Origin of the sequence: Listeria sp. LM90SB2 (assembly GCF_028867355.1) — a bacterium.
Taxonomy (GTDB): Bacteria; Bacillota; Bacilli; order Lactobacillales; family Listeriaceae; genus Listeria; species Listeria monocytogenes_B.
In genome coordinates, this window is the sequence record NZ_CP046449.1 from 1,687,200 (window position 1) to 1,698,910 (window position 11,711).

An 11,711-nucleotide genomic window follows, 5' to 3' on the forward strand; every position below is an offset into this window, starting at 1 on the left:
TTAGCTACTTGCAGTAATAAATTTAGTGGTACTTCCGTGATTTGTTGCGGTTACTTCTAGCCTTGCGGAAATTCGTTCTTTTAGTTCTGGTACATGGGAAATAATCCCAACTAAGCGGCCATTTTCTTGTGTTTCCAGTAAGCATTCTACAGCGGCTTCAAGTGATTCAGGATCAAGCGTACCGAATCCTTCATCAATAAACATCGTTTCAAGTGAAATCCCACCTGCCATTTCTTGAACGACTTCTGCGAGTGATAATGCAAGCGCTAAAGAAGTTTTGAAGCTTTCTCCTCCCGAAAGTGTTTTTACATGTCGAGTTAATCCTGTATACTCATCAAAAACTTCAAGTTCTAAGCCACTTTGGACATTTCCTTTTGCTTTTTCCATTTTCCGCTGTAGTTCAAAACGACCGCTTGTCATTTTGGATAAACGGTGGTTGGCGCGGTGAATAATCGTGTCTAAAAACATCGCTAAAATATATCGTTCAAACGTTAATCTCCGGGCATTTTTACCACGCGCTGCATCAGCTAGTAAGCCAATATCCGCATAATTTTCTTCGGCTTGTTCCACTGCCTGAATACTGTTTTGGTAGTTTTCGACAAGTTCTTTTCTTTTTGCAACGAATTCGCGTTGTTTCATTGTATTTTCTTCTGATTGGCTAAGTTCGAGTTGTTTCTCTTTCATAATGAATTCTAGTTGTTCCATATTTGGTTTTTGTTTGTTTTGGAGTTTTTCTTTTAAATCAGCTTGGCGTGATACAGCTAAATGGCGTTTTCGCTCGTATTCGGCCAATTTTTCTTCTAAGTTTTTTAGTTCTTCTACTGATAACAAAGCTTGTTTATACTCATCATAGGATAAAAAATCATTTTGTTTCATGGCTTCTTTGAAAATTTCGCGCTGTACTTGTAAGGCTTCTTTCGCATCCACCGTTGTTTTTTGCGCTGAATGTAACGTGGATTCTAGTCTGGTTGTTTCTTTTTCTGCCTGTCTAAACAACGCATCAATCTGTTCGGCTTGTTTGATATGTGTTTCGATTTTTGAGCTTAGTTCTTTCATTTTGTTATCGAAAACAGCCTTATCTCGCAACTCGTCGGGAATGGATTGTTCCAAATAAGTTCGTTTCCCTTCCGTTAGTTGCACTTGTTGATGCAACTTTTCTACTTCGAGAGCCATCTTATTTTTTTCGGTTAGCGTTTCATTTTGTCTGTTTTTCAATGATTCTAATGTCGCTTGGACAGTTTCTTTTTGAGCTACTTCGGATTGCAACTGGGTTATTTGCTCTCTCAGATTAGTAGCTAGTTGGATATTTTCAGCTAATGTTTGTTGTATTTCGGCTAAACTTTGCTCTTTCATATCTGCCCATTCATTAAGTTGCCATTCGAGTTGACTGATAGCTTTTTCCGTCGTAGTAATCACTAATTGTTTTTCTTGTAGCTTTGCTTTTGCTATTTCGAGTGTTTCAAGGTCAGCTGTTTCTCCAAATTTCGCGAGTATTGGGTGTGACTGTGAACCACAGACAGGACAAGCATCTCCTTCATGCAAATGCGCTGCGATTGTTGCCGTTTGTTCTTTTTCTAGTTTTGTTTCTTCTTGTTTAATCGTTCTTTCCATTTCCGCTTTTTCTATTAAAAGTTGTGCTAATGTTTGTTCTTCAGTTTGTTTGGCTGCGGCCCACTCCTCCATTTTTATCCGTTTATTAACCAATTCTTGTTCTTTCTCTATCCTGGCTTCTAATGTTGTCCGTTTGTTAATAACTTCTAAATACATGAGCTCGGCTTTGTTTATTTCCGCTAATCGCGCCTCAACTGATTGCAGTTCTGTAGCTATTTTTTGTTCCTTGTCGATTATTTTTTCTAAAAGGGTCGTTGTTTTTTTCCAGTCTAATTCGGCGCGTCTTTTTTGGATCAAGACTGTTTCTAATTCCAATATTTTCGGTTCCATTTCTTCTAATTGGAAAAGTGTTCGTTTGTTTATTTCTAATTCTGCTTCTTTTTCAGCAAGAGCTTCTTTTTGTTTTTTCGCATGTGAAAATTGGGCTTTTACCTGTTCTGCCTCAAGTGCTACTTGTTTTTCTGTTTGTTCGGCTGTTTCTAATTGTTCTTTTAAACGAATACAAAGTGCATCTTGGGATTGAAGGTTGCTTGCTCTTTTCGCAGCCTCCATGCGAACTTCCATTGTTTGATAAAAATCTTTCTCCGCTTCTAGTGTCGCAACTTCTTCTGTATACTTATCCAAATTTTGCCAATCAAGCAGTTGTTCTTTCGCAAGCGTCACTTTTTCAACAGCTTCACTTGTTTGTTTCCGAATAATACTTAATTTATTTTCTAATTCCGTTAAAATTGCTTGTTCTTTTTGAATGGCCTCGTTTTGCAACACGCTGATTTCACTCGTTGTCTTTCCAGAAACTTCCCCATGCGGTAAACTAAGTTCAGCAAGTTCCGCTACTTTTTTACGCGCTTCTACAACCAAGATTTCGGCTTGCTTCTGCTTTTCCCATAACAAATTTTCCACTTTTTCATAGTAAGCAGTATGCGCTAACCGTTGCAATATGACTTCTTTTTCTTTACTATCCGATACGAGCAGTTCTCTAAATTCGCCTTGAGGAATCATCAAAATTTGTCTAAACTGATCCACATTAAGTTGAATTAATTCTTCCATTTTTGCATTAACATCGCGCACGGAACTTGCAAGCAACTTCATTTCGTCACCAATCAACTCATATAATTCTGCTTTTTGCGGCGAAGTGGTTGTTCCGTTTCCGCGTTGTTTGGCAATTTCCTGCTGAGGAATGCGGCTAATTTGGTAAATCTTGTCCTTCAATCTAAAAGCTAGCGTTACTTCCGTTATTTCTTTATCCGTCGCAAAATGACTTCGCATCGAAAAACTTTCCCTATCAAATGTGTTCGCTTTCCCAAAAATTGCAAAACTAATCGCATCAAAAATTGTCGATTTCCCAGCTCCTGTTTTACCAGAAATCACAAAAATTTGCTCCGTTCCAAGCTTTTCAAAATCGATGACTTCTTTTTTGGCATAGGCTCCAAAAGCTTGCATCGTTAATTTAATCGGTCTCATTCCGCATCCTCCTTCCTCGCTTGTTCAAAAACATCCGCTAACTTTTGTTTTTGTGTTTCCGTTAATTCTGTCCCATTAACATGTTCAAAAAATTGACCAAATAGCTCTAAATCATCTTTTTTCATGATTTCTTCAAAGTTATCTTGCGTTTCTTTTAATGTTTGTTTTTTACGTTCTAAATGTAAAATATTCGGATAAAATTGGCGTAATTTCCCCATCGGATCAATTAAAGCACCTTCATCCATTAAATTCACTTGAAAAAAGTCATCAGGATTTTCCACTAAATTTTCTGTCAGTTCCGCTAGCGTTCCAGAAATAATGCGCATATCATGTTTTGGTGTTAGAAAGCGCTCCGTCACGCTAACCAGTTCTTTTCCTTCCAGTTCCACAATCCGCACGCTTTTGTGATCATTTGCTTCTGAAAATGAATACTTTAAAGGAGATCCACTATAAAAGATAGACGGGTGCCGAATCGCATGCGGATGGTGCAAGTGCCCGAGTGCAGTATATGTAAAACCATCAAAACAATCCGTAGAAACACGGTCCACATTTCCAATTGCTAGTTGTCGTTCGGAATCACTCGGAATACCGCCAGAAACGAACGCATGTCCAACCAAAATCTGCGCCTTGCTTGTATCCCATTTGGACCGAATTTGTTTCGTCACGGCTTGCATAGCGTCCTCAAAACTGCGAATCGAATTATCTGCAAAAGCTTCCCGAATAATTGCTGGTTCGTGATATGGTACAAGCCACACTTCGGCATCCATAAAAGAAATCGCTTCAAACTGCGAGGTACATTTTCCTTTCATATACAACTTGCTACTTTCATACCACTGACTTCCAAAAGCAAGCCGCTCCGCACTGTCATGATTCCCGCTAATGGCAAATATCGGAATACCTAGTTCTACATTCCATTTCACTAAAATATCATTTAGCACTTTCACCGCATCCGCAGGCGGCACGGCGCGGTCATATAAATCTCCTGCTAAAATAAGTGCGTCGACTTGTTCTTCCTCGGCAATCTTCGTTATTTGTGCCAAAATATATTCTTGCTCTGCTAGCATCGATACGCCAGATACAATTTTTCCTAAATGCAAATCAGCTGTATGTAAAAATTTCATCGGTTACCTCATTTCTTTTTCTCAGAGATTATTTATTTTTAATGCAAAACTCGTCAATTTTAAGTATACTAGATATAGTTTAAAAAAATAACTAGCAATACTGGGAGTGAAGAAGTTGTTTTATCATTTCGCAAAAAACCTCGTTCATTTTATTTTAATTATTATTGGTGGACGATTTCAAGTACAAAACAAAGACAAAATCATTGAAGCACCATACGTTGTTGTGTCCACGCATACGTCATGGATTGAAATCTTATACCTCGGTTTCGCCCTATCGCCAACACCGGTACATTATATGGCGAAACAAGAGCTTTTCAAAGGTAAATTCCTTAACTGGCTCATGACGCACCTTAACGCCTTTCCAGTCAATCGCGATAACCCCGGACCAAGCGCCATTAAAGCCCCAATCCGGATGTTAAAATCCGGTAAAGTAGTTGGGATTTTCCCGAGTGGAACTAGAAAAACGACCAACCTTCATTTAAAACGCGGTGCAGTAACTATCGCTCATAAAGCAAAAGTTCCAATGCTACCTGCCGTTTATGATGGGCCAAAAACATTTGGAGAAATTTTAAAACGCAAAAAAATCATTATTCGTTTTGGCGATCCGGTATTATTCAATGATACCGAACTTGACCAAAAAGAGCTACTAGAAGTTAAATCTCAAGAATTAATGGCGACTTTTGAACAACTTCAAAATGAAATTAATCAAACAAAAAATAAATAATAAAAAAGACAGCTTCCATTAGGAAACTGTCTTTTTTATTATCAGGAAGCTGTATCAGTTGTAATGCTTGAGGGATTAAGTCCAGCATCTTTTAATACGCCAGCAATTGCTTCGTCCGCTTTTGCCATCGCTTCGTCTGCTTTTGTTGTATCACGACCACTAGCTTTAAGTGCGTCTGCTTCTAATTTGTAAGCATCACTTAATTGTTTCACAGCTGCTTTGAAATCATCTGTGGATTTACCAAGGTCTGGTGTTTTTTCACTAGCAAGTGCTTCAGATACTTTAAGTGCTGATTCACTAGCTGGTTTCGCAAGAGCTGCAAGGTCTGCTTCAGATGGTTTAGGATCTGCGCCAACTGCTCCTACATAAGCGTTGTAATCGCCATTGTTTTCATTAACAACGTCTACTAAGTCCATGTAATAATTTAGTACTTTGTCTTTATCACTTGTTGTTTCTTTTTTTGTGTCTTCTTTTTTGTCAGAACTGTTAGAACCGGAACAAGCCGCAAGCGACAATCCTAGTGCTAAAGTTAAAACTACTAATAACCATTTTTTCAAGATGATGTCCTCCTTTTTTTCAAGCCAAACTCGGAAGCCCTTTTGTAACTGGCCGCGTCAGTCTCGGATATGCTTCACCCATCCGGCAAGTAACATTACTCACGATGTAACATTATTCATTATAAGCTATTCATACGGAATAATTCAAGCTGTTTTAGAAAATGCTTTCACTATTATTCGTACTCTCCACTAACTTCTACTTTATTAAGCTCTTTTTCGGTATTTTTATATTGGAAATACATCACAATTCGCCAAGGTACAATCATCGCAAACGCCATTATCCAGAACATTCCAGACAACTCTCCCACTTCCAGACTACCACTAATCCAGTACTTGATGAAGATTCGAATGAGTAACAGTCCCATCAAAATAACTGGAAAAGCTTTTGTACGTTTAATAAATACGTACTTATGACGAATTTCGAATTTTGTTGTCCAAATTAAAATAACAGAAAACACAAGCCCCATTGCTATAGCTTCTAAAATATCTACCCACGAAACACGGAAAAAAGGAATAACAAACATGAGAGCGCCTGTTGACATCATAATTGGTGGTATGATAATCCCTTTCACACTTGCTGGACGCTTCGATGCTTTCATTCTTATCATGATAATTCCAGCTCCAAAAACAAGTGTAATGATAATTGAAATGATTAATGACACTTTTAATTCCCCCTACTAATCTGCTGTAACACTTCGCTCCTCATTATATTCCTTTTACCGTTTGAAATAAACTTCTCTGCTTAAAGTGCTTCGTCTAAATCCATTCCGCTATTTTGTAATTGATACATGGAATGGTACACTCCTTCTTCTGCGATTAGTGTATCATGTGTACCACGTTCAATAATTCGTCCTTTAGATAAAACTAAAATTAAATCGGCATCCTTAATTGTCGAAAGTCGATGCGCAATCGCAATCGTCGTACGTCCTTCTCTCATTCGTTTTAACCCAGTTTGAATTAAGCTTTCTGTTTCAGTATCAATATTCGCTGTCGCTTCGTCTAAAACGAGAATTTGCGGATTCGTCACAACCGTTCTGGCAAATGAAATCAGCTGTCTTTGCCCACTTGAAAACGAAGCCCCTCGCTCAATCACTTTATGGTTGTACTCATCGGATAATGTTTGAATAAAGCCATCCGCTTGAACAAATTTCGCAGCATCCACAATTTGTTCATCTGTAATGCTTTTATCGTAGAGGCGAATATTTGTATTAATATCCCCATAAAACATAAAACTATCTTGCAAAACTAGTCCAGTTTTCTTACGCAGTTCTGTAATTTCGTGAGACTTAATCGACTTACCATCAATTAAAATATCGCCACGTTCAAATTCATAAAAACGCATCATTAAATTGATAATGGAACTTTTCCCGCTCCCAGTATGGCCAACAAGCGCCACCGTTTGTCCTGGTTCAGCCGTAAAGCTAATATTTTTAAGAACGTCACGCCCACCTTCATAAGCAAACGAAACATCTTTAAACTCAATTTTAGCGCGTGTGATTTTTGCCTCTGGATCGTTCAATTGGGCTGGCACTTCTTCTGTTTCATCCATAATACGAAATACTCGGGAAGCCGCCGTAATCGCCTCTTGATACATTGCTAGCCGTTCCATTACATTATAAATCGCTTCTAAAAAACGATCAAAGTAACTAATAAAGGCATAAATTGTACCAATCGCTACCGGTCCTATTAATGACTCTGCACCAAAGAAACTAAGAATAATCACTACAGCCAACGCGTAAATCAAATCAATCGCCGGTCCAAGTAATAGCGCATTAAATTTGATATTTTTCATTCCGACGTCATAGTAATCTTTATTGATTTTCTCAAATTCTTTTACTAAACGACGCTCTTGATTAAATTGTTGAACTATCGACATTCCTGAAATCGACTCAGCAATTTTTGCATTTAATTGACTTAATTTTTCTCGTCTCGCCCGGTAAAACTGCGAACTGTATTTCCGGTAAACAAAAATAATAAAGACAATAAGTGGGAATAACAGCAAACTATATAACGCTAATTGAACATTGAGCGCAAACATCGCCGCATAAATCCCTACAAGCATAAACAAACTTTGGATCGCTGTTGAAAGCACATTAATAAACATATCTTTCACCGCTTCGGTATCATTTGTCACGCGCGACACAATGCTTCCTGCAGGCGTTTTGTCAAAATAACGCATACCTAGCGAATGAAGTTTTGTAAAAATATCAATCCGCATTTGTTGCACAATTTCAAGCGCGATTTTTTGGAAGAACAGCAGTTGGAAATACCAAACAACTGATTTCCCAATCGTAAGTCCCAAATATCCCGCACCAAGAATTAGCAAAGCCTGCATTTCCAAATTCATCGGTGTTAAATAATCATCCAAAAATATCTTAATCAAGATTGGTGCAAAGACATCCGCAAGCGTTACGAGAAGAACAAGCACACCTGTCCAAATCAAACTCGGAATATGATATTTGGTATAACTAAGCATTCTTTTTAAAACCTCGCGATGTTCTTTACCGGACATCACTAACATTTCATCTTGTTCATTCATCGCTTCCATCTGCTGCACCCCCTTCTTCTAGTGCTTCTTCCAGTTGTTGCTCGTGGAACATTTCTGCATACCAGCCATCTAAAGCCATTAGTTCCTTATGCGTTCCACGTTCCACGATCTGCCCTTTATCAATCACGATAATTAGATTCGCATGTTCGACAGAGCTAAGTCTGTGTGCGCTAATGATTGTCGTTTTATCCGAACGATTCTCTTTTAAATTAGCTAAAATTTGTTCTTCTGTTTTCGCATCTACTGCCGAAAGTGCATCATCTAAAATAAGCAATTCAGGATTCATAATTAGCGCTCGTGCGATAGCAAGACGCTGCTTCTGACCACCAGAGAGTGAAACCCCGCGCTCGCCGACAATCGTATCATAGCCATTTTCAAAACCAAGAATATCTTCATCTACAGCCACAAGCTTTGCAATCTTCGTCACTTCTTCTTGCGGTGCATCTGGTTTTCCAAAACGAATATTATCTCGTACCGTTGTGGAGAATAAAAACTGATCTTGCGGCACATAGCCAATTGCTTCTCGTAAAGCTCGAACCGTATAGTCTTGAATTTTCACGTTAGCAAAAGCAATCTTACCTTCATACGTATCATATTCTCGCATTAAAAGCTTTAATAAGGATGTTTTCCCAGAACCAGTTCGACCAACAATACCCAGTGTTTCCCCAGCTTTAAATTCAAAATGAATATCTGACAAGACTGGTTCACTCTCATCAGGATAGGTAAATTTGTCCATTGCAACTTGTAAGTCCCCAACTGGAACCGTATCTAGTGCGCCCTCCTGGTCAAGTACATCTTCTTTTTCGGCGAGTAAATGTTGCACACGATCATAAGAAGCATTCCCGCGTTGAATAATATTGTACAAAAATCCAAATGCTAACATCGGCCAAATTAATAAGAATAAGTAGTTCGAAAAAGCAATCACTTGTCCAATAGTCAACTCTCCATCCACAACGAATTTCGCGCCAAATCCTAGTGAAAGAACAAATGAAATCCCCACAATAATGGAAATCATCGGATCAAACATCGCATCCACTTTAGCGACAGAAATATTTTTTTGAACGACTTCTTTGGTTTGTTTTGCAAAATCTTGAATATCTTCTTTCTCTTGTCCAAATGTCCGTGTTACTTTAATGCCAGAAATACTCTCTTGCGTTTTATCATTCAACATTGAAAAAGCAGCTTGTGCCCCGTGGAAACGGTCGTGTAACTTTTTACCTAAAATCGAACTTCCGAGTACCATAAACGGCATTGGAAGTAATGCAATCAAGGTTAGGCGCCAATCAATCGTTATTGCCATTGTCGCAATAACCGTTCCCCCTGTTAGAACAGAATCTGATAGGGTCAAAACGCCAATCCCCGCTACTTGTTGAATAGCTGTAATATCATTCGTCGCATGGGCCATTAAATCCCCAGTACGATAACGTTGAAAGAAAAATGGCGACATCTTGGTAAAATGTTCAAATAATCGTAAACGTAAAGTGCGTTGTAATTTATTATCAGAACCAAAAATTAACATCCGCCAAACATAGCGACCACCGTATGCAAGAATCGCTGCTACAACTAGAATAATCATCCATTTAATCAATTTGTCTTTTGTCAGTGAGTCGTTCGTTACGGCATCAACCGTATAGCCAATAATTTGCGGCGGAACTAACTGTAAAAGCGCAATCGTAAACAAAATGGTTACTCCAAATGCATAAGATTTCCAATTTTCTTTAAAAAACCAACCCAATGCTTTATAAATTTTCAAACAACAATCCCTCCCTTTTCTCCTTAAAATTGGACAAATAAAAATAATGGACCTATTTCTGCCCATTATTACCCGAAAAAATATATTTATTTGTCACCACTTTGTATAAAATAAAACCAAATTAAAGGAGAGTTCCCTTCCTCGCGAAATGATCCGGTGAAATAAATTCTATTTTTAAGCGCAATAATGCCTTGTTTGAAGTCTTCATATAATTATTCATCGTCCATTCCTCCTTTGTTTTATTATGCAACGTTATTAGTTTAACCGATTTTTTTTGAAAGCGCAACAAATAATTGCAAATTGTTTAAAAATTATTTTTATTAGGCTTTTTCTCGAAATCCTTCGACTATATAAAAAAGCATAACGATTCATGCCAGAATCGCTATGCTTTATAATGGCTTATTTAATTTTCGTTGGAAGTAACTTGATTTTCAACGGCCTCTTCATATAATTCAAACTCTTCCGTTTTGCTCACTTCTTTTTCTGTATCAATGTTTTTCGTTTTTTCATCGAAAGAAATGGTAGAATTCCCACCTGCTACAAGGAGTGATCCATCGTCTTGCGTATAAGCAGTGAAAATATAGATTTCGCCTTCTTCTGGTAACTGGTCATCTTCAAAAACATCATAAGCAGAACCATCTTCACGAATACCACCCTGTTTTTCAAGTGCAATTTCCTTATTCAGCGTTAGTTCATTCTTCAAATTCGAAATGACTTCTACTTTGTAATTTGTATAAGCTTCACCAATATACTCGATTGAACCATCTTCTTGTTCGATTGGCGTTTTATTTTTATAGATTGTTCCAGTTTCTTCTGTTACTTTCCCTACAAACACATAATCTGCATCCTCGACCACTTCATCTGGATTATCTACATCCAGTGTATAATCAGAAAAAATGGCATATGTTGGTACTTCTTTCTTCTTTGGTTCAGCTTTTTCGGCATATGTGTTTATTGTTAAAAAACACCCGATAGTTAAAATACTAATTGCTGAAGCGATTATTCCCATAGTTGTTTTTTTCAATGTTAGTACCCCTTTTTAATATTTTTTATATGCTGCATCATAGGATTGTTTATCATTTGTAGATAAAGTAGTTTTGGACGTGCTATACTGATACATTACGTCACTAGAAGCATTATGCCCGAGTCGCAAGCCATGTCCCAACTCATGTGTAGCAACATTTTGTTTCCCAGCATTATTTTTTTTATCCATATTTTTCTTGTTAAAAGTAATTTTCCCGTTACTATAAGTCGTTGCATTGATATTATTATTGGCTGAAATATCACTACAATATACGTCTGATTTATTCGCTCCTGAAGCTGGTCTAATAACTCCTTTTTTATAAGCATTCCAAGTATTAGCGCCAGATCGAATAAATGACATATACTTTGAATTCCCCGAGTAATCTAGGTGTTTACTAGAATCTACTAAGTCCCAGCTATTGATTTTTGCCGCTGCATCTGCTTCATGTCCTGGAAGTAAAATACTCCACAAACATACAAATGCTACTAATAATGATATAATTTTTTTCATTCTCCGCTCTCCCTCTTTGTATGTAATAATTAATAAAGTGTAGCCTCAAACATATTGTCATAAAACAAACTATTATCTTACAAACTCACTCCCTTTTTGTATTCACCTCACTTTAAAACATACAATCACCCATCATTTTCCCGTAGTAGACTGTGCTTTTTATTACCTTTCATCGAACAAAAAAATTGTAACACGAAAACTGAGTGTATAACCAAAAATGTAATGAAATGTCTGTTTTATGTCGTGAATGACTAAAAAGCATTCTTATTTAGAATTATTCTTACTCTTTCTGAAATAACTTTGCCTAAAAAGGCCTATTTCCACTCGTTTTAGAGCGATTATTAGTTTTTTATTCATTTTATGACATATACTTCACTAAATGTTCACCTAATAGGAACTACC

At 37.4% G+C, this 11,711-nt stretch carries 9 protein-coding genes; 1 reads left to right on the plus strand and 8 read right to left on the minus strand.

Annotated features, from left to right (window positions below; translation table 11 throughout):
• Entirely contained in the window at positions 1-3,072 is a 3,072-nt protein-coding gene (locus tag GL301_RS08335) for an SbcC/MukB-like Walker B domain-containing protein (protein ID WP_061661486.1), read from the minus strand.
• Positions 3,069-4,193 (minus strand): exonuclease SbcCD subunit D, encoded by a 1,125-nt coding sequence (locus GL301_RS08340; protein ID WP_003726202.1) that lies wholly within the window; start codon positions 4,191-4,193, stop codon positions 3,069-3,071. The genes GL301_RS08335 and GL301_RS08340 overlap by 4 nt, the downstream gene beginning before the upstream one ends.
• 115 nt (positions 4,194-4,308) lie before the next feature.
• Between GL301_RS08340 and GL301_RS08345 the strand changes: the two genes are divergently transcribed.
• Positions 4,309-4,917 (plus strand): lysophospholipid acyltransferase family protein, encoded by a 609-nt coding sequence (locus tag GL301_RS08345; protein WP_003727338.1) that lies wholly within the window; start codon positions 4,309-4,311, stop codon positions 4,915-4,917.
• A gap of 41 nt (positions 4,918-4,958) precedes the next feature.
• Here GL301_RS08345 and GL301_RS08350 read toward each other — a convergent pair whose 3' ends face one another.
• The 6 genes from GL301_RS08350 to GL301_RS08375 all read right to left on the minus strand — a co-directional run bounded on the left by GL301_RS08350 (position 4,959) and on the right by GL301_RS08375 (position 11,309).
• Positions 4,959-5,474, minus strand: coding sequence for a hypothetical protein (locus tag GL301_RS08350; RefSeq protein ID WP_003726203.1), 516 nt, complete (start codon positions 5,472-5,474; stop codon positions 4,959-4,961).
• Positions 5,475-5,647: 173 nt separating this feature from the next.
• Positions 5,648-6,136, minus strand: a complete 489-nt coding sequence (locus GL301_RS08355) for a CcdC family protein (protein WP_003723512.1) — start codon at positions 6,134-6,136, stop codon at positions 5,648-5,650.
• 80 nt (positions 6,137-6,216) lie between these two features.
• The gene (locus GL301_RS08360; RefSeq protein ID WP_003726205.1) at positions 6,217-8,022 is read right to left on the minus strand and encodes an ABC transporter ATP-binding protein; all 1,806 of its coding nucleotides are present in this window, start codon (positions 8,020-8,022) and stop codon (positions 6,217-6,219) included.
• Positions 8,006-9,775 carry an ABC transporter ATP-binding protein gene (locus GL301_RS08365; RefSeq protein WP_010958925.1) on the minus strand — a complete coding sequence of 590 codons (1,770 nt, stop codon included), beginning with the start codon at positions 9,773-9,775 and terminating at the stop codon, positions 8,006-8,008. Before GL301_RS08365 ends, GL301_RS08360 begins: the two co-directional genes overlap by 17 nt.
• 403 nt (positions 9,776-10,178) lie before the next feature.
• Positions 10,179-10,799: a hypothetical protein gene (locus tag GL301_RS08370; RefSeq protein ID WP_003744136.1), complete on the minus strand. Its 621-nt coding sequence runs from the start codon at positions 10,797-10,799 to the stop codon at positions 10,179-10,181.
• A 15-nt stretch (positions 10,800-10,814) separates the two neighbouring features.
• Entirely contained in the window at positions 10,815-11,309 is a 495-nt protein-coding gene (locus GL301_RS08375) for a matrixin family metalloprotease (RefSeq protein WP_003726261.1), read from the minus strand.
• Positions 11,310-11,711: the final 402 nt, after the last annotated feature.